This is a genomic window from Shewanella psychromarinicola (assembly GCF_003855155.1).
GTDB lineage: Bacteria > Pseudomonadota > Gammaproteobacteria > Enterobacterales > Shewanellaceae > Shewanella > Shewanella psychromarinicola.
Window position 1 is genome coordinate 4485234 of the sequence record NZ_CP034073.1, and the last position, 23183, is coordinate 4508416.

The 23183-nt window shown below is 42.9% G+C and carries 20 protein-coding genes; 7 read left to right on the forward strand and 13 right to left on the reverse strand.

Annotation, left to right across the window (positions count from 1 at the left end; all coding sequences use genetic code 11):
* The first annotated feature begins 19 nt into the window (after positions 1-19).
* On the forward strand, positions 20-2095 hold the full coding sequence (locus EGC80_RS19520) for a bifunctional diguanylate cyclase/phosphodiesterase (protein ID WP_267898646.1): 2076 nt from the start codon (positions 20-22) through the stop codon (positions 2093-2095).
* Entirely contained in the window at positions 2095-2547 is a 453-nt protein-coding gene (locus EGC80_RS22500) for a hypothetical protein (RefSeq protein WP_164839501.1), read from the forward strand. Before EGC80_RS19520 ends, EGC80_RS22500 begins: the two co-directional genes overlap by 1 nt.
* Positions 2548-2804: 257 nt before the next feature.
* Here the strand turns inward: EGC80_RS22500 and megL are convergent, their stop codons facing one another.
* The 6 genes from megL to EGC80_RS19555 all read right to left on the reverse strand — a co-directional run bounded on the left by megL (position 2805) and on the right by EGC80_RS19555 (position 10819).
* Positions 2805-3989 (reverse strand): methionine gamma-lyase, encoded by a 1185-nt coding sequence (gene megL / locus EGC80_RS19530; RefSeq protein ID WP_124011831.1) that lies wholly within the window; start codon positions 3987-3989, stop codon positions 2805-2807.
* A 397-nt stretch (positions 3990-4386) separates the two neighbouring features.
* Positions 4387-5436, reverse strand: a complete 1050-nt coding sequence (gene oleD / locus EGC80_RS19535; RefSeq protein ID WP_124011832.1) for a 2-alkyl-3-oxoalkanoate reductase — start codon at positions 5434-5436, stop codon at positions 4387-4389.
* A gap of 43 nt (positions 5437-5479) precedes the next feature.
* Positions 5480-7177, reverse strand: coding sequence for an olefin beta-lactone synthetase (oleC, locus tag EGC80_RS19540; protein ID WP_124011833.1), 1698 nt, complete (start codon positions 7175-7177; stop codon positions 5480-5482).
* Between the two features lie 86 nt (positions 7178-7263).
* Entirely contained in the window at positions 7264-8139 is an 876-nt protein-coding gene (locus EGC80_RS19545; RefSeq protein ID WP_101032204.1) for an alpha/beta fold hydrolase, read from the reverse strand.
* A 59-nt stretch (positions 8140-8198) separates the two neighbouring features.
* Positions 8199-9248, reverse strand: coding sequence for a 3-oxoacyl-ACP synthase III (locus tag EGC80_RS19550; RefSeq protein ID WP_101032205.1), 1050 nt, complete (start codon positions 9246-9248; stop codon positions 8199-8201).
* Between the two features lie 251 nt (positions 9249-9499).
* A complete protein-coding gene (locus EGC80_RS19555; protein ID WP_124011834.1) occupies positions 9500-10819 on the reverse strand; it encodes a methyltransferase in 1320 nt (439 codons plus the stop codon).
* A 79-nt stretch (positions 10820-10898) separates the two neighbouring features.
* Between EGC80_RS19555 and EGC80_RS19560 the strand changes: the two genes are divergently transcribed.
* On the forward strand, positions 10899-11150 hold the full coding sequence (locus EGC80_RS19560) for a DUF1289 domain-containing protein (RefSeq protein WP_124011835.1): 252 nt from the start codon (positions 10899-10901) through the stop codon (positions 11148-11150).
* 936 nt (positions 11151-12086) lie between these two features.
* On the opposite strand, the gene EGC80_RS19565 is transcribed toward EGC80_RS19560, so the two are convergent.
* The 6 genes from EGC80_RS19565 to EGC80_RS19590 form a co-directional block, all read right to left on the reverse strand.
* The gene (locus EGC80_RS19565) at positions 12087-12443 is read right to left on the reverse strand and encodes a YajD family HNH nuclease (RefSeq protein WP_101034699.1); all 357 of its coding nucleotides are present in this window, start codon (positions 12441-12443) and stop codon (positions 12087-12089) included.
* A 247-nt stretch (positions 12444-12690) separates the two neighbouring features.
* Positions 12691-13278, reverse strand: a complete 588-nt coding sequence (locus EGC80_RS19570) for a DUF502 domain-containing protein (protein WP_124011836.1) — start codon at positions 13276-13278, stop codon at positions 12691-12693.
* Positions 13279-13422: 144 nt separating this feature from the next.
* Positions 13423-14127 carry a phosphate signaling complex protein PhoU gene (gene phoU / locus EGC80_RS19575; RefSeq protein ID WP_101032209.1) on the reverse strand — a complete coding sequence of 235 codons (705 nt, stop codon included), beginning with the start codon at positions 14125-14127 and terminating at the stop codon, positions 13423-13425.
* Positions 14128-14176: 49 nt separating this feature from the next.
* Complete coding sequence (pstB, locus tag EGC80_RS19580; RefSeq protein ID WP_101032210.1) at positions 14177-14995, reverse strand: phosphate ABC transporter ATP-binding protein PstB; 819 nt, start codon at positions 14993-14995, stop codon at positions 14177-14179.
* Between the two features lie 27 nt (positions 14996-15022).
* Positions 15023-16684, reverse strand: a complete 1662-nt coding sequence (pstA, locus tag EGC80_RS19585; protein ID WP_124011837.1) for a phosphate ABC transporter permease PstA — start codon at positions 16682-16684, stop codon at positions 15023-15025.
* A 58-nt stretch (positions 16685-16742) separates the two neighbouring features.
* Positions 16743-18998, reverse strand: a complete 2256-nt coding sequence (locus EGC80_RS19590; protein ID WP_124011838.1) for an ABC transporter permease subunit — start codon at positions 18996-18998, stop codon at positions 16743-16745.
* A gap of 252 nt (positions 18999-19250) precedes the next feature.
* On the opposite strand from EGC80_RS19590, the gene EGC80_RS19595 reads away from it, so the two are divergent.
* From EGC80_RS19595 to EGC80_RS19610, 4 genes are all read left to right on the forward strand, one after another.
* Complete coding sequence (locus EGC80_RS19595) at positions 19251-19757, forward strand: glycine cleavage system protein R (protein ID WP_124011839.1); 507 nt, start codon at positions 19251-19253, stop codon at positions 19755-19757.
* A gap of 107 nt (positions 19758-19864) precedes the next feature.
* Entirely contained in the window at positions 19865-20683 is an 819-nt protein-coding gene (locus tag EGC80_RS19600; protein ID WP_101032214.1) for a DUF2797 domain-containing protein, read from the forward strand.
* Between the two features lie 267 nt (positions 20684-20950).
* A complete protein-coding gene (locus EGC80_RS19605) occupies positions 20951-21556 on the forward strand; it encodes a LysE family translocator (protein WP_101032215.1) in 606 nt (201 codons plus the stop codon).
* A 29-nt stretch (positions 21557-21585) separates the two neighbouring features.
* Positions 21586-22128 carry a DUF1415 domain-containing protein gene (locus tag EGC80_RS19610; protein ID WP_124011840.1) on the forward strand — a complete coding sequence of 181 codons (543 nt, stop codon included), beginning with the start codon at positions 21586-21588 and terminating at the stop codon, positions 22126-22128.
* Positions 22129-22347: 219 nt separating this feature from the next.
* On the opposite strand, the gene EGC80_RS19615 is transcribed toward EGC80_RS19610, so the two are convergent.
* On the reverse strand, positions 22348-23175 hold the full coding sequence (locus EGC80_RS19615; RefSeq protein WP_124011841.1) for an alpha/beta fold hydrolase: 828 nt from the start codon (positions 23173-23175) through the stop codon (positions 22348-22350).
* Positions 23176-23183: the final 8 nt, after the last annotated feature.

Below are 23183 nucleotides of genomic sequence, written 5' to 3' on the forward strand. Positions count from 1 at the left end.
AGCCATGTTTAAACAAGGGATGTCTTTAAGGTTACAGCTATATTTACTCATAGGCTGTTTGTCTATATTTAGTTTTAGCACAGCGATATATCACAATGTGTCGAATATGCGCAGTTATTTAAACGAGCAACTGAGTTCCCATGCGCAAGGGGCTGCACACAGCTTAGGGTTATCTATGTCACCTTATATGGATGAAGAAGGCTTGGTGATGGCTCAAACCATGACCAACGCCATTTTTGATTCAGGTTATTATCAACATATTTCTTTTACTGATATTGATGGGGTAAAACAGTTTGAGCGGGTCAACCCTGAAAGTAACTTCGCTGTACCTGATTGGTTTATTAGCGGGTTTACCCTGCATCCTCCAGTGATGACCAGTGAAGTCAGTGATGGTTGGCGCATTGCTGGCATACTAGAAGTACAGTCACATGCGGGAACATCGTATTATGCACTTTGGGATCATGCGGTTAGCACATTTAACGTGACACTAGTGCAACTGTTAGTTGCATTTTTGTTGGTATATTTTATTTTAAAAGCAGTGTTAACCCCCTTGAGCAGTATTGTTCAACAAGCCGAGTCGGTTATTCAAAAACGTTTTAGCTTAAATACTGTACGCCCTTTTACCTCTGAATTACGTACTGTTGTTAATGCAATTAACCGCATGGTTGAAAACATTCAACGATCATTTAACGAGCAAACTCAATTGGCTGAAACCTTGTCTAAAGAAGTGTATATCGACCCACACACAGGCTTACCTAATCGCCGAGCATTATTGAAAAAGTTTGAGTCTATTCAGGCTGAGTATGAACGGCATGGGGATCGTTTTTATTTAGGTTTGGTGTCGATGACATCATTACAAGTCATTAATGACAAAGAAGGCTACGGCTGTGGCGATGCATACATTTTACAAGGTGCTACTGTACTAAGTAAGCAAATTGAACAAATGCATGAATCGCAGTTGTATCGTATCTCTGGATCTGAATTTGCCTTTATATCATTGTTAACTGAAGAATCGGTGAAGGTAATCGACACCCAATTTGCTAACTCATTAACTATTGAGAATGGAGAATATTTTAAAAATGGCTTTGCTAAGCACGCTCTCACCCGAGTTAATCACCATGAGTCGTTTACGGATGCAGTTAAGCGATTAGATAATCAATTGGTGCATAATCAGTATTCAGAAGCAGTAAACGGGTTAGTAGACCCTGAGTCGATATATAAAAATCACTCCCGAGAAGAATGGGTGTCTATTTTAACGCGGTTCACTGAATACTTTAAAAACGAAATTAGTCACTGTGATCCAAAAGACTTTTCCATTAAATGTATTCCGTTTGATAAGATTTTTGACTTAATGCTACAACCTGTGGTGGATAATAAACAGACGATATTGTATGTTGAATCGTTTGTTCGCTTCAAAATAAAAGGTGAAACCCTATCGACGTTAGATGTCTTTGCGATGGCAGAACGGCTGGGGGTGATACAAGAGCTTGAGCAAGCTGTCATTTGTTTCATTTTTTACAAATTACAACATATAGAGCATACCCAAGTGGCGATCAATATTAGTAAGCGTGCAATGCATAACCCAGTATTTACCGACTGGTTATTTGATTTATACCAGAAATTGCATAAAACCCTTCCACCACTTTTGTATGAATTTAATGAATCTGCAGCAATGCTTTCTTTAGCCTCAACAGAATTGTTTATTCGCCGAGCAAAACAATCAAATATTGATATTGTTATCGAACGGTTTGGCTCAAATTTAAGTTCATTTTGTTACATCCGTAACTTAGACATTGATTTTGTTAAGATTGATGCTAGCTACGTTCACGATATTGCCGAAGCTGACACACGTTTTTTTGTACAAACCTTGACCCAAATTTGTCATGGTATTGGCATAAAAATCATTGCACCACAGGTTGAATCAGCCACTATAGGTGCTTATTTTACCCTGATGAACATCGATGGCCTACAAGGCAATGGATTGTATGCTGTACAAAATTTGAGTACAATCATTCCTGCTAATACACCCCAGAGTTGGACGTGCACTTTGCATCTAAACGACTTTAGCAATTCACTAGACAACGAGGCAGAATAATGAATAAGAATAAATTACCCATTTTATTAATGTCAGCATTATTGACGACAGGTATATCTGCAGGTGCAATCGCTAAAGACACCTTGTCTGCAAGTGCAATAGCTGATGAGACGTTGATGGCAGGTGAAAAGGCTGAAGAGACTTTAACTGCTAGCAATCAAAATGCACCCATATCAGCGCAAGCACAGCAATTAGCGACTGCAATTCAAGCCGCTAACGGCGATGTAGAACTCATCAAAAAAGCATTAAAAGCGGCTGTAGCAGCGGGCATGAATCCAGATGAGATTTTAGCCATTGCACTTGCCAACGGTGTTGACCCTGCCATTGTGTCTGAAGCAGTTGAAGATACTCAAACTGCAGGTGGTGGTGGATTTGGTGCTGCACCTGCGCCAGCGGGTCCAGGCTTTGGTGGTGGTTCAGGCGGCGGTGCTGGAACAATCTCTAGTAACTAATATTTAGTCTTCTTACCGTTAAATGAACAATAAAAACTCGTGACTGTAAGCTCAAAAAAACAGTGCTAAACGCACTGTTTTTTTATGTCTATAATTCGTCATCCACAAGAGCTGAAGTCCCAGCTCAAAAACGTTACCAGGACGGATCCCGCTGTTATAGCAGCGCAGCGATCTAGCAGGACGAAGTCCGCCCTAGTCTCTAGGCTTTAATCGCTTGCGATCGTTCTTCAAAGATCTTCAGCTATGACTGCCCGTCTTCACTCTAATGCTTGTTCAATATCTGCAATCAGGTCTTGAACATTCTCTAGGCCAACTGAGATGCGCAGTAAGTTGTCGGTGATGCCTGCGGCGAGTCTGGCTTCTGGGCTGTAAGGTGAGTGGGTCATTGAAGCGGGATGTTGAATAAGTGATTCGGCATCACCAAGACTTACAGCGATAGTGAACAGCTTGAGACGATTAACGAAGTTCATCGCATCTTGCTTATCCCCTTTTAGCTCAAATGCAATGACCCCACCAGCACGCTTCATTTGATTGCCGATGAAACGATGGCCTTGGTGGTGTTCTAAACCTGGGTAAAACACTTGGCTAAATTTTGGATGTTTATCTAAATATTCAGCTAACACTTCGGCATTGTCGCAGTGGCGTGCTAAGCGGACATCTAAGGTTTTTAAGCCGCGTAAAATAAGCCAAGCATCATGTGGGGATATAACCCCACCAAAATCTTTCAATATTTCATATTTTAATCTGTGCATGTGCTCTGCATTGCCGCACACAATACCTGCAATCACGTCGCCGTGGCCATTAAGATACTTGGTGGCACTGTGGATCACCATATCGATACCCATTGCCAGCGGTTGCTGCAATAAGGGCGTCATAAAGGTGTTATCGACGATTGAAACTAGCTTATGAGCCTTAGCGACTTTTGCTATGGCTGCTATGTCGAATACTTGTAGATGTGGATTGACTGGGGTTTCGCAAAATATCACTTTGGTATTGGGCTTAATAGCAGCTTCGATTGCAGCAATATCGGTAAAATCGACCAATGTGGTGGTAACGCCTAAACGGGTTAATTGGGTGGTCATTAACGCAAAAGTGCAACCATATACCGCTTTTGATGCCACTAAGTGATCGCCTGCATGTAAATGGGTTAACAATGCACTGGATACGGCTGCCATGCCAGATGCCGTGGCGGCAGCATCTTCAGCGCCTTCGAGTAGCGCCATTTTACGCTCTAACTCTGCAGTGGTCGGGTTTCCTAAACGAGTATAAATATAGCCAGGCTCTTCTCCGGCAAAACGCGCTCCGCCCTGTTCTACGTTATCAAATACAAAGGTGGCGGTTTGATATAGTGGTGTGGTGAGTGAGCCAAAGGCTTCACGCTGATGGCCGCCATGAATGGCTAAGGTCGCTAAATTCCATGTGATGTGCTTGTTATCTTGCATTGCTTCTCCCTGCACCACTTTGTTATGAGTTGTTACCCTCTGTGGGGTGATTTTATGGTGGTCGGGATTTAAGATACAGCGGAATAAAATTTAACCAAGTGATTGTTAAAAAATAACTAAAGTAATTGATGTAAAAACAATGTTACAAACAATTGTTTACATCATTTTTTTAGAGACAGTAGTGAAGACAAATTTTGTGTTATCTACTCGTGTGACTAAGTTAAGTCATTAACTTAGGTCGTTAATATTAGCCATTAGCAAAGACAGTTAATAAAAGCGGTTAAAGTCTATTGCTAACTTAAGTCGCTACCTTAAGTCGCTATCTTAAACCCTAATCGTTAACGGCTAACTTGAATAACTAATGCAAACCGCTAGCTTAAACAGCTAATCAGCACAATTAGCGTGAAAGCGATAACTTCAGCTTTTGCATACCTTGTTCGATACTCATAAGCGGTTGATAGCCTAAGTCTTGTTGAGCTGCGCTAATATCAAAGTAATGACTGGTCGATAATTGCCTTGCTACAAAGCGAGTCATGATGGGTTCTTGCTGTATATTGAGCCAGCCGTAAAGTGTTTCAAGTACCACGCCTGCGGCATAAGCAACACCTGCGGGTACTCGCTTAGTCACTGGCGGTAAGTCTGCACAGGCTAAGATTTTATTGAGCATAGCGGCCATCGTTATAGGCTTATCATTACTTAAAAAATAGGCTTTACCTGCGCACTTAGCCGCGGCCACTAAATCCACTGCAGCCAAAATATGGGCGTAGGCAGCATTGTCGATATATATGGTATCGACCAGTTTATCTTGATATCCCACCAGCTTTAGGCGCCCTGCTTTGGCACGCTCTACCACTCTAGGGACAAGGTGTGGGTCGTTTGGCCCCCAAATTAAATGCGGCCTTAAGGCTGTGGTTCGAAGCGAAGCAGTATTAGCTGCAAGGATATTTTTTTCGGCAATGGCTTTAGACTCACCATAATAATTAAGGTATTGACTGGCGTAAGGGGCTGATTCGTTAATGCCATTTTCATCTGCACCGGCAAACGTCACACTTGGGGTGCTGGTATAAATAAGGTTATGAATATCAAGCGCTTTACAAGCGTTAACAATATTAGTCGCGCCATCAACATTGGGAGAATAAAAACTTTGTTTGCTGCCCCACACGCCGGCTTTTGATGCGACATGGAACACCAGATCACATCCAGTCATAGCCTGCTTGACGCTGTCATAGTCACTAATGTCGCCTTGACGCATATCGACGCCCAGTTCGACAAGCTTGGGATAATGACTTCTGGCAAAGCCAACGACCTCAATACCGGCTGCCAATAAACGCTGACAAATAGCACAACCTAAAAAGCCACCTGCGCCGGTAACAAATACTTTACTAACCGATAGCGCTAATTGCTTCAGTGCGGTTTGCTCTAGGGGGTGTAAATCTGTCAGCGTCATTATTATTGCCTTATAATTACCTTAGTCTCACTTAAGAACGACTTTATTCTTGCCATTGCTTTTGGGCCCATACAGCGAGTTTTTCTCTGAAAATTTTAGCATTATGGCGCACATCGACCGGGAAATCGGGATGAATTAAAAAGCGCCCGATACCTTGAGTATGTGGGTGCTGTTCAGCTAATTGGGTTAACTCTTGAAATAGCGCTTTAGAGGTTGAGCAAACAATACCTTTATGTAATTCGATACACATAACCGGCACTATATCACCGCCCACATCCACGCCAACAATGGCAGAACGTTTAACTTGCAGATGGGTATTAAATACTCGCTCGCACGGCAGTGTATAAAAGCGTTTTAGCCGTTGCTTACCGCGAGTGGCATCAACAATATGACCTTTACGACCGCACATCCACAGTAAGCCATTATCATCAAGATACCCCACATCACCCATGCGATGTTTAACGTGATCACCGTGGTGAATTTTAACGAGTTGGGTGGCTTGCTCACGCTGATAATAAGCCTGGCTGACCATAGGACCGCTCACCACAATTTCGCCAATCTCATTAGCGCCAAGCTTATTCACATCAGCCCATTGTGGTTTTGCCACGTCAGTAACGGCAATAATATCCACACTCACCGACGATATCGGCTTACCAACACAAATACCTTTACCTTGATCGGTTAAGTCACTGGTAGCAAACAACGCATGGCTGCCAATCATACTAATAGGCAATGATTCAGTCGCACCGTAAGAATTGAGCACTTCAACTTGTGAATTGAGCATCTGACTAAAACATTTAATTGAGCTGATGGTCGCCGGCGCGCCAGCTGATATAACTCGCTTAACGCTAGTGAGTTTATGTTGGGTTTGTTCGCCTGCTTGGCCTAAACGTTCCAACAAGGCGGGATTAACAAACATATTAGTGCATTGATATTGCTCGATAGCAGCAAACAAATTAGCCGGATTGGCGCTGATGGGTTTACTGGCATCCATGTCGGGTACAATTGATGCCATGCCAAGTGCCGGGCCAAACAAGGAAAACAGCGGGAATGTGGCTAAGTCACGTTCGCCTGGAATAATACCATAATCGTGTTTTAGCGCACTAATTTGCGCTTCAAACATCCCATGGCTGTATACCACGCCTTTTGGGGTACCTGTGCTACCACTGGTAAATAAAATGGCTGCCATATCATCATGGTGAAGCAATGCCATATCAAGAGGTTGAGCCACATTACGGCCAAATTCAATAATCGTTTCAAGGCTCGTGGCATTGGCTAACCAACGCTGTAAACCTGAGCCGCCCACATTAATAACGTGTTTGACACTGCCTTTACCCCAACCAAGAATGCGCCTTGCGATGTGGGCCTTAGGTATACCGATAAAGGCGTCAGGTTGTGATTCTTCGAAACATTGCTTAAGGTTTTTTACGCCCATACCTGGGTCGACTAAAATCGGAATAATACCGGCTTTAAATAAACCAAAGGTTAATGAGAAAAATTCGATACTTGGCGTCACCATCAACACGGCTTTCATGCCACGCGTAATGCCGTACTGAATTAGCCCTTTAGCAATCATATCAGATTGCTGATGCAAGCTAGCAAAATCGATTTCTTGGTAATCAAATTGGCCTTGCTTTGCCTGCTGAACGGCCACGGCAAGAGAATCTGGAGTATGCTGAGCAGCATATTGTAAGTGCTGGCAAATATTGGCGTTAGCGTGCTTGTCTTTGAAGTTCGTCATGATTAACCATTATTGGCTCAGGTTGAAATGAACAAAAAGGCTCAAAAGAGCCTTTTATTTACTTTTATTAAACCTAGCACATTAGCTTAATTTGTCGCGATGAAATCTTTAATTAAGCCAATCACTTCGTCGCTGGCATCTTCAAGAATGTAATGACCACAATCGGCAAACTCGTGCACTGTGGCATGAGGCATTCGCAGTCGCCATTCCTCTAAAAAATACTTATCAAATACAAAATCTTGTAAACCAAAGCAAATAAGCGTTGGCACGTTAGCAAACTGGCTTAAGCTATCGCCAATGCTAGTGATTAAGTCGTAATTACGATCGCCAGGCTTAAGTGGAATATCTTGCACGAAGCGCAATGTCGAAATACGGTTTTTCCAAGAATTAAATGGCGCAACATAGGCTTCGCGGACATCTTTAGCCATCGGCTTACGTTTAACGCCAACATACGACGCCGCAGATGAAAATGCATTCAAACCGCGCACTAACAAGGTGCCAAGTAAAGTGTCGCGGCAAACCCATAATGCCCAAGGAAACGGTTTGGTTTTAGGTAAATGAAACGCTGCAGTGTTTAAACACACAATGCGCTTGATGCGCTCAGGGTGGCGCGCCGCAAAGCCCATACCAATCATGCCGCCCCAGTCGTGAACCACTAGCGTAATATTTTGTTTTACATCAAGGCTGTCGAGCAAGGCTTCTAAATCATCAATACGGTTAACTAAGGTGTAATCGTATAGTGGATCATCCGGTTTATCTGATAAGCCACAACCAATATGGTCTGGCACAATACATTGGTGCTGACCGCTCAGTGCGCTGACTAAATTACGGTAGTAGTAACTCCAACTAGGATTACCGTGCACCATCACCACGGGCTCGCCTTGGCCTTCGTTTATGTAGTGCAATTTATTGCCGTTACGATCTAAAAAGTGACTTTTAAATGGCAGCAAGTTGTCTAGCATGATGCATCCTGTTAATGATTTTTATAATGAAATTCAAAAAACTTAGCGCAGCCAATGGCTTACCACTTAATTCCTAGCATCATGCAGTTTAAACCACTGCCAATCCCTAAAAAGCTGACTTGGTCGCCAACACGTAAAAAACCTTCATCATGTGCAATGGCAGCCGTAACAGGCAATGATACCGAGCCCATGTTGCCCAATGTTTGATAGGTGGGATATTCTTTTATGTGGGGGATATTTAATGCATTTAGCACTTGCCGACGGTTAGAGGCACCCACTTGGTGACAAATGACTTTATCGACCCGTTCGACGACCCAATCTCGTTGTTCTAAAAAATGCTCCCAAGTGTGCTTGGCAAGCTCTACTCCTTCTTTGAGTAAAGTCACGGCATCGGTACGCATAAACTCGCGATACAATAAGTGCCCAGCTTCTTGTAAGCCCCATTGACACAATTGGTGATGTTCTGGTGCAGACAAATGACTTGCACCCAACAGCTGATGTTGACGAGTGGTTTTAAGCGGCAAAGTCCCATCGGTTAAAATCACCGCTACAGCGCCTGAACCACCGGTTAATGTGGCCAATGACTGAGCAAAATTTTGCATGGTCGGCTCGGCTAGCATGTGGTCAATGGTTGCATCCACAATGTCTCGAGCCGATTCGCACGACACAACCATACCCGCTTTGATTTGACCAAGCTCGATTCGGTTGGCTATATCTAAAATACCCGACAACACCCCTAAACAGGCATTACTGATGTCATAAATTGCCGTGTCTTTTGACACGCCAAGTTCAGCAGCAATACGGCAAGCGGTCGCAGGTTCGTGTTGATCGCGGCACACCCCCGTGTAAACCACGGCACCTAAGTCGCTGACATCAATACCGGTTTCATTTAAGGCTTTTTGCGCAGCGGCAATGGCACCGTCAGATAAACGATGACCTTTTGGCCACCAGCGACGCTCGGTAATCCCGGTTAATGCGGCAAGTTGCCCCATAGGAATACGAAACTTTTGATATAGCGGTGCCAAACGAGATTCTAAATCGCTACTCGACACTACTTGCGGTGCTAGCTCATAAGCCAGACTATTGATAAAGACGCGTGAATATTTCATTAAACCGTATAATTCGCTTCGCTCTAGCAAGCCAAAAAGGCACTAGAATAGTTGATATTCGTTATTAACCCGCCATTTGAACAAGAATGGCTTAATTATTCAATCAAAAACAGCAAGCCAATGCGGTAATTTGGATGATTTTTTATGGTTAACTCTATTGTTTAATTAACCAGTTTGTTAATTCTTACAGTTTTAATAAAAATAAACCAGTGTAAACAATGGCTTAATTTGTAAATCTGTGACCAAGACTACTATTCGATTATTTTAATTGCTTGGATCAAGGCATTTCGTGGCGTAACACTGTTTGCACAAAATTCAGTCAGCGCAACTTGATATCCCTGCTCTTGTAAAAAACAGACACGATCGAGCAATAGCCAATGCTCTATCGTGCGGCGAAATAAATGTGCCACTAAAGCGATCCGCTTGGTGAGACGTTGTCGCTCAATCCCAAGGTGAAAATAATGGCTCAAATTAATAGCATTAGGTAGTAATAATTTCTTTTGATTTGCAGCCCATTGGCAAAAGTCGCTAAAACTGCCGCTAAGCTGACTTTGTTTAATGGTCGGCACCGGCAAATAAGCATCTATGCCCCGAATATCACGCTGCAGGCTGTCAAAACCCAAACGCCATGCCACTTCTTGATGGCGCGATACTTGTTGCTTGGTGCTGGCAATCACACTTTGCTGTGACGGTAGTTGTAAATTATGACGCGACAAGCGTAACTCACTGACCTTTGCTAAGGCCGATAGCGGTTGATAATGTGAATGCTCAATTAAATGATAACAACAGGGTGAAATAGAAATCACCCGCGTACCTGCCGATGCTGCTAGTTTGAGTAAACGAATGTGTAAATCACCACAAGCGTGCAATGCAATGGCATGTTGATCAATTAACAATAGCGGTTTACTCGGGTCGATTGGCGCAAAAGCATCGGCACAAATAAAGGTTTGTGGTAATTGCCATTGTTTGGCAATAAATTGGCCTTGTCTGCATAAACTCGCTTGCCACTCAAGACTTGTCACCTCAATGTGTTGCTGCTTAGCCACCAAGCGGCCCAAATGTCCTTTACCTGCGCACCACTCTAAGATAGGTAACCTAGGTAACTTGGAGTGATGCTGTGGATCAACTTGATTCGCAAACATGATGATTTGTTGCCACTTTCGGCCTTTAATATGGGCACTGAAATGGGCTAAATCATTATTCTGGCCTTTGCTATGTGGCTGTTCACCGCTAGGCAAAGATTGAGAGTTTATTGGGTCAATAGCACTTGTAGGCGAAGTGATGACTAACAAGCTTAATTGACTAATTAATTCATCAACCTGTGGAAGTTTGCTCTGTTTAATGTCGCTAATCAAGCTTGGCAATAACATTTCGACAAGCTGTTGCTGATCCATATCAAGGATATCTATTTCAGTATCATCAAGCTGCCACACCTTTTGAGCTAAATGTGGATATTCCTGCTGCCAAGGTAAGTGGTTACACTCAAATGCAACGAGCTGCCACAAGGGTTTTAGGGCATTCAAAAGTGAGTCGACTGCGTTAAAGGTGTGTTGATAATCGATTGCTGACATATCGTTGCTTATTGTTAACCTTCACTCATTGAAATGATAGAATGCGGGTCTTTAGATACTCGTATTGGAATTGTAAACTATGCACTCACCTTGTGTCGCCCGCTGCGGCTTAAATGATGACAATTATTGTATGGGCTGTTTTCGCCACGTCGATGAGATTGTGATTTGGTCACAAGCAAGTGATGCGCAGAAAAAGCAGATTGGGGATAGCCTAGCCGCCAGAAAACAACAGTTTTTGGGTGACAGCAACAAGCAAACTTTATCACGGGCTAAATGGTTGGAAGCTGAAAAGCGCTTAAATGAAAACGTTGAGATAAAGCACGGTGACTAGCGGTGACAGGCGATTACGAGCGATACAAGCCTAGATGCTAGGATGGACTGCGTCCAGCTAGTGCGCTTCGCTTCTATAACAGCGTTAAAGCGACCAGCTGATCCCTGCTCAGAAGTATTACCACAACGGAACCAGCCTCTAGCCTTCTGTCTTTTGAATTTGATTGTATAGCATCTCGCCGCGAAGTGTCCTAGCGTCTAGGCGGTTGCAAGTGATGGCGAGCGGTGACAGGCGATTACGAGCGATACAAGCCTAGATGCTAGGATGGACTGCGTCCAGCTAGTGCGCTTCGCTTCTATAACAGCGGTAAAGCCTCAAGCAGATTTCTGCTCAAAAGTATTACCATGATAGAACAAAACCCCTAAGCTTCTATCTTTTGAATTTGATTGTATAGCATCTCGCAGCGAAGCGTCCTAGCATCTAGGCGGTTGCAAGTAATAGCGAGCGGTAACAGGCGATTACGAGCGATAACAAGCCTAGAGTCTAGGATGGACTGCGTCCAGCTAGTGCGCTTCGCTTCTATAACAGCGTTAAAGCGACCAGCTGATCCCTGCTCAGAAGTATTACCACGGCGGAATCAGCCTCTAGCCTTCTGTCTTTCGAATTTATAGTATCTCGCAGCAAAGCGTCCTAGCTTTTGACTTTGCCTGTATAGCATCTCGCCGCAAAGCGGACTAGCTTCTAGGCTGTTTCTCGCCCGTTATCGATTTTCATCAATCTATCCAGCTTTTGACTTTGCCTGTATAGCATCTCGCCGCGTAGCGAACTCGCTCCTAGGCTGTTTATCGCCCGTTATCGATTTTCATCAATCTAGCCAGCTTTTGACTTTGCTTGTATAGCCTCTCGCAGCGCAGCGTCCTAGCTCCTAGGCGGTTTCTCGCTTGTCATCGCTTGTTACCGCTTGTCATCGTTCTTACCGCTTCTACCGTCTCAGCTCTACTTCTTCATCATTGCTTTTAAATCTGCAAATGGATTGAACGTAGCAGCGTCTTGTTTGGATTCTTTAGTACTGCCGTAACGGATCAGCTCTTCAAAACGCGAATGTTCATTGTCGTGACAATACAGGCACAATAACTCCCAGTTCGTCCCATCTGATGGATTATTATCGTGGTTGTGATCGCGATGATGAACCGTTAACTCAGATAAATTTTTATGGGTGAATTCGCGAGTGCAGCGACCGCATACCCAAGGGTATAACTTAAGCGCTTGTTCTCGATACCCTTTCTCACGAGAGGCTTTATAATCCCTAGCTTCAGCTAATACTTTATCTAATTTACTTTCGTTGGCCGACATTGATTTATCACTCATATAAAGAATTACCTCAAGGATAATCACTGTTATCGCTTTGGGCAATTGTTTGGTCGATCTTATTTTACGATTATTCTGCTAATGGTACAGATTAACAATAGCAACGCTTAAACCTAGCTGCCAGTTCGCTCTCGCACCGAGTCTTTCATCGCTTTTTTTCCGTAGGCGCAGCATTCGCTGTTATCGACTGTTGTCAGCTTTTATCGCAACTACCGGCGGTTACCCGCTTTACCTAGTTCTTGGCAACATTACTGTTGGTTATGCCGGCGGTTAAATTAAAGCGCATGGCATCTTCGAAGGACCAATCAACGATAATTAAGTCTTGGCGTTTAACTAAACTGGTCACGCCTGCCACTTGGTAACTTAATTGAAATAATACTGGCACCCAATCACCTTCAGGTAACGCATCAGCAAGTGGCTGTGGTACCGATTCGCTCATGATAAACCCGACGACAAAGCCGCCGTTAGCTTGTTTGACTAATACAGTTTTTTGAGTTTTCGGCTGACCGTCACGATTCATCAAACTCGCGATGTCGCGAATACTACCGTAGACAGATTTAAACAGTGGAAACTTCATCAGTTGGCTTTCAATCCAACCATACACCCACGCAATGGGGCTAACTGAAAATAGCAGTCCGGCAATAAACACTAAACTTGCGACCAAACAAAAACCGGCACCAACAAAAACAGATTCTACCCCCACAATATTGAGCAATAATTTACCTAAGCCATCGAGTGAGATGAACAATGACCAAAATAGCCAAATGGACAGCACCATAGGCAATAAATTAGTTAAACCACGAGCAAGGGTGTTTTTCATAAAAAGATTCTTCAACAATAGAGCAAATTAGCTAGCCAGCAAAGATAACAAATATCCATCAAAACCCCTAAACAAAAACGCCCTAATTTGGGCTGTTTATTAAATAAACAGTACAAATTAGGGCGTTTTAAAAGCCGTTATCTTTTATAGTTCTTTTTCCATTTCTTCATAAGAAATATGACGAACGTCTTTGCCTTTAACATAGTAAATCACGTATTCACAAATATTCTTACAACGGTCACCTACACGCTCAACCGCACGCGCAGCCCATAATACGTCTAACACATCAGGGATTGAGCGAGGGTCTTCCATCATATAAGTCATTAATTGACGGATGATACCTTCATACTCTTTGTCTATTTTCGCATCTTGTTTATGCAACTCAAACGCTTCATCGGCATCCATACGTGCTAATGCATCTAAGGTTGAGTGCAACATGCGGGTGGCGTGACGGCCCATGTTTTCAATACTGACCAATAGGGGTTGTTGACTGTTAGCGCGCTTTTCTACCGCCGCTTTGGCGATACGTACACAAGCATCACCTATACGTTCCAGATCAGTAATGGTTTTCGAAATGGCAATGATTAAACGCAAATCACTGGCGGCTGGTTGGCGTTTTGCAATAATACGAGTGCACTCTTCATCAATAGCGACTTCCATACCATTGACTTTGTGATCGCCTTCGATCACCTGTTGAGCTAATTCTGAGTCAAGCGTTGCTAACGCATCCAATGCTTGTTCAAGCTGGCGTTCAACTAAACCGCCCATAGCCAATACCCGATTCCGAATGTCATCAAGTTCGGCATTAAACTGGCCTGATATATGTTTACTTAAATTCATTTTTTCCATGATACCCACCTAATTTATATCTGTTAATTAAAAGCTTTTTTAACAAAGATCAACCGTAACGGCCGGTAATATAATCTTCAGTTTTACGCTTTTTGGGGGTCGTGAAAATGGTATTAGTATTAGCATATTCAACCAATTCGCCCATGTACATAAAGGCCGTTTGATCTGACACCCGTGCTGCTTGTTGCATGTTATGTGTCACAATAACAACGGTATATTTTTCCTTTAATTCTGTAATCAACTCTTCAATAATTAAGGTTGACATTGGATCCAGCGCCGACGTTGGCTCATCGAGTAATAAGACTTCTGGCTCAATGGCTATGGCACGTGCAATCACTAGACGTTGTTGCTGACCACCCGATAATCCGAATGCATTGTCGTGTAGACGGTCTTTCACTTCGTCCCAAATAGCTGCGCCACGCAATGAACGTTCAGCCGCTTCATCTAATTCACGACGGTTACTCAATCCTTGTAAACGTAAGCCATAGACCACGTTTTCATAGATTGACTTAGGAAACGGATTAGGACGCTGAAAGACCATACCTACGTTACGACGTAATGCTGCTACATCGACTTTCTTATCATAAATATTTTGACCATAAAGCAAGATTTCACCGTCAATTTTGCAACTATCAACCAAATCATTCATACGGTTAATACAACGCAAAAGAGTTGATTTACCACAGCCACTTGGGCCAATAAATGCGGTAACTTGTTTTTTAGGGATCTTCATCGAGACATCAAATAATGCTTGTTTATCACCGTAACGTAAATCAAGATTACGGATCTCAAGGGCGGTATCCTGTGCCGGTAAGTTAACTAAATCAACGGCTTCTGTTTGCATTGCTGAACTATCAATTGAAATCATTTTTATCTTTCCTCAGGATATCGCTAATTAATGTTCTAGCGAACGGAATTTTTCACGTAAATGGTTGCGCACGCTAATAGCGGTTAAATTAAGGGCAACAATTACAGATACTAATAAGAACGAAGTTGCATACACTAAGGGACGTGCAGCCTCAACGTTAGGGCTTTGGAAGCCTACATCGTAAATATGGAAACCTAAGTGCATAAACTTACGTTCTAAATGCACAAACGGGAAATTCATATCAATCGGTAATGTTGGCGCTAATTTTACCACACCAACCAACATTAACGGCGCCACTTCACCGGCAGCACGTGCTACAGCTAAAATCAAACCAGTCATAATCGCTGGGCTCGCCATTGGGATGACAATACGCCATAAGGTTTCGGCTTTGGTGGCACCTAAAGCCAAACTGCCTTGACGAACCGCACTTGGAATCCGGCTTAAGCCTTCTTCAGTTGATACAATCACCACTGGCAAGGTTAAAATAGCTAAGGTCAATGCAGACCAAAGTACCCCTGGAGAGCCAAATGTTGGTGAAGGCAATGCTTCTGGAAAAAATAATTGGTCAATTGAGCCACCCATCATGTAGACAAAGAAGCCTAAACCAAAGACACCGTAAACAATTGACGGTACACCGGCCAAATTGATAACCGCAATGCGGATCAGCTTGGTAATAGGGCCTTTCTTAGCATATTCATGAAGGTAAATCGCGGCAATGACTCCAAATGGCGTTACAATAACCGCCATTAGCATCACCATAAAAACGGTACCAAAAATAGCGGGGAACACCCCACCCTCAGTATTGGCTTCGCGGGGATCGTCACTGACAAAGCGGCCAATACCAACAAACCAGTGGCCAACTTTACTGAGCAAGCTCATGTGATTGACATAGCTGACGTCTAAAATAGAGTCCAGTTGCAAGGTGACTTCAACGCCACGCATATCTTTGACGACAACAGAATCACGGGCGGCTTTAGCGCGTAAGGCAAACAAGTCTTTTTCAAGGACTAAGTAGTTTTGGTGAAGCTGTTCAACTTGCGCTTCCACCTCAGCTTTAAGCTCATCAGTTAATTCACCCTCTAGCTCATAACCACGCTCTTTTAAACGTAGACGCTCCATTTGATAATTAATTGAGCCAATGTCACTTTTTTGCAACGCTAATGCTTCATCAGCAATTGCAACCGCACGATCTATATGACCCATCAATGACGTTTCAATCGCAGCTTCATCATTGAGCGCTAAACGCTTACCGTCTTCAATAACCGCAACGGGGTAACCGTAAAAATTACCATTTTGTGTGCGCTCAAGCTTAGCAACATCTGCAGGCATTGAACGGCTAACGATATCTGTTGCTAAAATCCAACGAAAATCTAATCCCACAAACTCACGGTTACCTGTTTTAACCAAGTAACGCGTCACAAACTCACCAGGGTGCTTGGTAAATTTATGACCTGCTGAAATTAACCGTTCCGTAGGCACTTCTTCGCGGTTATAAATTTCACCAATAAGGGTGCTTTTAACGCCATTATTGTTTTCAAGTTGCCATTGGTAAACATCAGCAGGCCAGAAGTAACTCAAGCCACGCCACGCAATTAACAGTAATAAGCCTAGAACGGCAATTAAACTGATACTAACGGCACCACCGGTCATCCAAATCCACGGTGAACCTGATTTAAACCACTTACCCATTACACAAACCTCTCAAGGCGATTGGCGAAATAATCATTAATTGAGTCATCATCTTTCCTTACAGTGAGCTATAACGTTCGCGTAAACGTTGGCGAACAACTTCTGCAATGGTATTAAAGAAGAAGGTGAACACGAACAATACAAAGGCGGCTAAGAACAATACACGGTAATGCGTACTGCCAATGGCCGACTCCGGCATTTCTACGGCAATGTTTGCCGCTAAGGTACGCATACCCTCAAACACACTCCACTCAAGGATTGCGGTATTACCGGTTGCCATTAACACAATCATGGTTTCACCCACTGCACGGCCTAAGCCCATCATGATGGCCGAGAAAATACCCGGACTGGCGGTAAGCAATACCACCTTGGTCAGGGTTTGCCAGTTTGTTGCACCCAATGCCAAACTGCCGTTTGACAAATGACGTGGTACGGAGAAAATAGCATCTTCAGCAATCGAAAATATTGTTGGAATAACCGCAAAACCCATGGCAATCCCCACAACAAGCGCATTACGTTGGTCAAAGGTAATGCCTAAATCGTTGGTAATAAACTGGCGAGTATTACCGTCAAATAATGCCACTTCAATGACAGGGCTAATCGTAAATGAGAACCAACCGACAAATATAATCACTGGCAATAACATCAGTTCTTGATATGTTTCTGGTAGGCGATGCTTCCACGTTTGTGGCAATTTACTCCAAGCAAATGCTGTGATGAGTATTGATATGGGCATTGACAACAACAACACCACTATGCCGGGTAAGTTATCTTCAATCAGTGGCGCTAGCCATAATCCTGCCAAGAAACCCAAAATAACCGTGGGTAATGCCTCCATAATTTCAATGGTAGGCTTTACCACGTTGCGGACTTTTGGCGTCATAAAGTAAGCGGTATAAATGGCACCGGCAATCGCTAATGGCGCCGCAAACAACATGGCGTAAAAAGCGGCTTTCATGGTACCAAATGCTAACGGCATTAAACTCAACTTAGCTTCAAAGTCGTCAGAACCAGACGTCGATTGCCATACATATTGTGGTTCAGGGTAACTTTCGTACCACACTTTCTCCCACAGCGCGCTCCATGATATTTCTGGGTGGCTGTTTTCAACAGAGAAAAGGTTAAGTTTGTTATCGGCTTCAATCACCAAGGCATTTGAACGCGGGCTAAAGCTCATTTCCCCAGGGTTAGTTAACTGAAACTTCTCGTCGAATAACTCTCGTTCACTGGTAGTATAAAGCAGGGTTAACTCACCTTCAGGGCTTAAGACTGCAAAGCTTTTACGATAAAACTCTGTCGCCATAACACTCACTGGAGCAATATCATCAAACTCACGAATTTGCTCATATAAACGCCCTTTTTCGCTATTTACTTGGAAGTACTGACTCACAATGCCACTGTCATAACTGACTAAAATCGAGCTGGCACCCGCAAGCAAATTCACTTGCTTAACATCAGCATTAACTTTTTTTACATCAACGACTTGAAGCAACTCTACAGAGTGTGCATTACGAGTGTTGTAAATAAATAGTTTGTTATTCGCGCTCAAAATAAGCTGACGATGATCTGGAGTCATTAATACTGATACGACATCGTTTGGCGCATCTTCAATAAAGACTTCAACCGATGACCATTCAACTTCTTCAGTCATCATGTTTTCTTCGCCTTCTTGGCGATTTAGCTTCCAAGCACCATTTTTGTCTTGATAAGCAAAGCTCATGCGACTATCGCTATAATCAAACACCAGATTATACACAGCACCATCGCGATTAATGGTTAATGGCGCTTCCCCCATTGGATAACGTAAAGAAGGGGTAATCAGACGTTGATTGTCTGGGTAGGTCAAACCAAACTCAATCCCGACAACAATCACTTGACCGTTGCTTAGCCCTAATGCGAAGCGTTGCTCGCTTGGACTTGATTTGGTACTGCTAGTTACCGTTGCACCTTGAGGAAGTTTAGGAGTAAAAGACGAAATTAATTCACCGCTCGCGGCTGAATAAAAATCAACAGTACCCAATTTGGTCACCCGATATAGCACTTCGTTTTGTTCATCACTGCCGACCATTAAGGTTTTAGCATCAGCATGTTGATAGCTGACACTCGTAACAGGTTCTATATCTGCACCATCAAAAATGGGCTTGATGACATACAGCAAATAGAAAAATATTAATAACAAAGTGACAAACACTAAGGTGCCACCGATGGTTACCCCAATCTCAGCTGCTTTATCCTTAAATGCTCTGCGGGTTGCATGTCTATCAACGAGTAGACTTTTTTCAGCAGAACCAGGTTGATTGACCTGACTTTCCATTAAGAACCTCTAATAATTAATCGATGCCATAATTAGCGCTTTGATTGTGCAGTCTACTATGCTAACAATAAATATTTATGACTAAATAACTGTCTATTAGTTATCCATTAGTCTCTAAATAAATTGTAGTAACACAACAGTAAACCTGTTGTAAGACAGCAATAAAAACATAACACAACCTTAAGTGGCTGAGATTATATGACGTAAAGATGACAGTTGTGTTACAGACATTATTTATAGGAGAAATATCGAATGATGCGTTATATTATTACTCTTCAAGCACCTGATAGAAAAGGCTTAGTAGAACAAATAGCCAATGTAGTAAGCCGACATAATGGCAACTGGCTAGACTCGGAAATGCGCCATATAGACGGCGTTTTTGCCGCGATATTACAATTAGAAGTCCCAGCACTAAAATGGGATGCATTAGTTGACGCCTTAGAATGCATTGACGGCTTAGCCTTAACCTTTGCTAAAACCACCTTAAGCACGAAACCGATTAAGCATCTGTATTACAACTTAATCGCATACGATCGCCCCGGGATTGTGTTGCACATCTCTAATAAAATGAATGCGTTAGGCGTAAACATTGAACAGTTTAGTAGCCAATACGAAACGGCCAGCCACACAGGCATTGCGTTATTTAGAGCGACAATGGCATTTGGCTTAACCGACCCCGCTCAAGAGGAGCAAATCACGGCATCACTTTATGAAATGGGTGATGATGTTGTATTAGATAAGCTCAGTAAATTAGCATAAGTTGAATTTAACGTTTAAGGCAAAAACAAACGAGGCAAATTAAGGCTAAAATCCGTTTTCATCATCTGCTAAACTGCCACATAATAATGACGATAAATGGATTAACCATGTTTGGAACGCTATCAAAACTAAAAACCCACCTCAATGATGATCATGAGGTGGAGTATCATTTACCTGTCGGAGAAGCGCGTTTAGCGCTTAACCCGCTTATTGGTAAGTCATTAACCATGACTCATACGGGTAATATTTTTTGCAGCAACTGCGGTAAAAAAACCAAGAAAAGTTATTCTCAGGGCCATTGTTATGTATGCATGACAAAACTGGCCAGTTGCGACCTGTGTATAATGAAACCAGAAACATGCCACTTTGATCAAGGCACTTGCCGCGAACCAGAATGGGGCATGTCAAATTGCTTTGTGCCACATTATGTCTATTTGTCTAATACTTCAGGCATTAAAGTAGGTATTACCCGCCATACTCAAATCCCAACCCGTTGGATAGATCAAGGCGCGACTCAAGGCTTACCTATTTTTAAAGTGTCTACCCGTAAAATGTCGGGCTTAATTGAAGTTGAACTGGCAAAATTCATTAATGATAAAACCCATTGGCAAGCGATGCTAAAAGGTCATAATGATGATGTCGATTTGGTAGAGCAAGCTGCGCAGCTTATCCCGTTAATTGAAGATAAACTGCAAGCCCTCGCGGCCGAACATCAAGATATTGTCATTGAACGCCTAGACGCTAATATTCAGGCCATAAGTTATCCGATCACGCAATTCCCAGTTAAAGTAAAGTCGCATAATTTCGATAAAATTGCTGAAGTTAGCGGTATTTTACAAGGCATTAAAGGCCAATATCTTATTTTTGATACAGGGGTGATTAATATCCGTAAATTTTCATCTTACGAAGTAGATGTCAGTTATTAACCTACCTGGTTATTATCGAAATGCTCAAGTAACGAGCTCAGAGAGAAACTCTGGCCTTGTTGCTTGATAGTAACGATCTACGATTACACTGAGTCACTAATAATTTACTTAACTTATAACAACAGCTTAATGAATAAATAGCCGTTGTGTTAATATTAAAACGATATATTTAAGCAAGCGTTAAAAAAATCATTATGGTGAATCATTCATTTCCCCTAGAATTCGACTTATCAAAATAGCTTATTAATCCACTACAGAGACCCTTTCATGGAGTTAGTATTCGCCATTGCGTTATTTGCTTTTTCTGCCGGCATTACTCCTGGCCCGAACAACATTATGTTAATGACCTCTGGAGTGAACTTTGGTATTAAGCGAAGTATTCCTCACTTAATGGGTATAAGCTTAGGTTTTCCGACCATGATATTGGCCGTCGGGCTTGGATTAAGCGCAATATTTAAAGCTTATCCCTTCATCCATATTGTGATTAAAGTGATTGGTATCAGCTACCTACTTTACCTATCATGGCTCATTGCCAATAGCAGCAGTAAAATGGAAGGCAAACCGGTGAGTAAACCGTTTAGTTTTTTGCAAGCGGCTGCGTTTCAATGGGTGAATCCAAAAGGTTGGATCATGGCTGTCGGCGCCATTGCAACATTTACCTCAGTGCAGCAAGAGCTCAATGGCCAAGTGATTACCATTGCCAGCGTATTTTTGTGTGTGGCATTTCCCTGTGCAATTGTCTGGCTTGGATTTGGGGTGGCGCTAAAACGGCTACTTAAAAATGAGCGCCAACAACGTATTTTTAATGTCACAATGGCTTTATTATTAGTAGCATCGATTATCCCAATGATGTTGCCACCCACAACTCACTGAACCATTAAATAGGGTTAAAAGGTTACGTAATGGAACCACATGAATGCCTCACTCACACTGAAAAATGGGTGAAAGATGTCATTATGAAATACAACATTTGCCCGTTTGCCCGTCGAGAGGTGGAACGTGCCAGCATTCGTTATGTTGCCATTGAAGAAACTAAAGTAGCAAAAGTGCTTAATGCGTTAATACAAGAATGCCAATACTTGGACAATCATCCTCAAACTGAAACCACACTGTTTATTCTGCCTCGTGGGTTTGAAGGTTTCTACCCTTATTTAGACATAGTCGATTATGCAAATGATGAATTGATTGAGCAAGGTTATGAAGGCATTTACCAACTCGCCAGTTTTCACCCAGACTATTGCTTTGAAGGTGAACCCCAAGACAGTCCGGCTAATTTTACCAATCGTTCTCCCTACCCTTGCCTGCATATTATCCGTGAAGCCAGTATGGAAATAGCGTTAGCAAGTTATACCGACCCCGAATCCATTCCTGAGCGGAATATTGCTTTTGCAGAGCGTAAAGGCAGCGATTTTTTTGTGGCCTTATTGCAAAACTGCACCAAGTAGCCTTGGTACTCAGGTAAGAGCGATGCTGGGGTGACAAGCAATTAAAGCCTAGAGGCTAGAGCGGACTTCGTCCTGCTAGATCGCTGCGCTACTATACAAGCAAGTAACAGCTAGATGAAACGATCTAGCATCTAGGTCCATTCAATCTTTCCGCTTTTCTAGCCTCTAGCAGCGAAGCGTTCTAGCCTCTAGTAGCGAAGCTATTTAACATCTAGGTTCTTATCGTTCTTTCCCATTGTTGTCGTTATTGAGACAAAATTCACTGATCAATTTTGGCCATTCATTGACATCATCTATCGAGTGAGCAATGTGTAACGTCGAATGTGGTAATATTTTATGCAACTCAATGGCGGTCTCAATGGGGTGAGCCTTATCACCCTCCCAGGCTAAAATCAGGGTTGGCATAGTCAATGTGGCAATGTGTTGTTTATTTGGCAGATCATTGAGGGCGGCTGCGCGAAACAGTCGGTCAAGCGTTTGACGTGTCATCAATTTTAATCCGTCTAACGTGCCCAGCACACTGTGTTCGTGGCCATTAATCAGCCAACTTGGTAGCATTTTTCCCCAATGTTTGGCGTTTATCCTGGCTAACCCTTTACCGCCAAAAATACGCGCTGCTTTGGCCATTTTAGGGTAAATATCCACTTGTGCCGCCCGTGCATCCCATGCTGTGGGCGGGTTCATCAGGATCAATCCTTTTACTTTTTCTGGATACTTCAATGCAGCATATAAGCTCGTGACACTGCCCATTGATTGACCGCCTAAAATAAGCTCTGATGGCGCGCTTAAATGCGTGGCGATGCTTATCATGTCATTCGCCAGTTCTGGCCATAAATAGTCTTCAACGCACTTACCGGCTGAAGACAAGCCATGACCAACGGCGTCATAACGAATAAGCTGTAACTTTTTGGGAAATCGATGCCAGGCATATAAACCAATCGCATCTTCACTTTGAATGCTGCCGGTTGAGCCATGGGCCCAAATAAGGGTCTGTCCCATACCGCTAATGGAACAATTAAACTGATTAATATTAAATTGCTCTGTCATGGCCTATC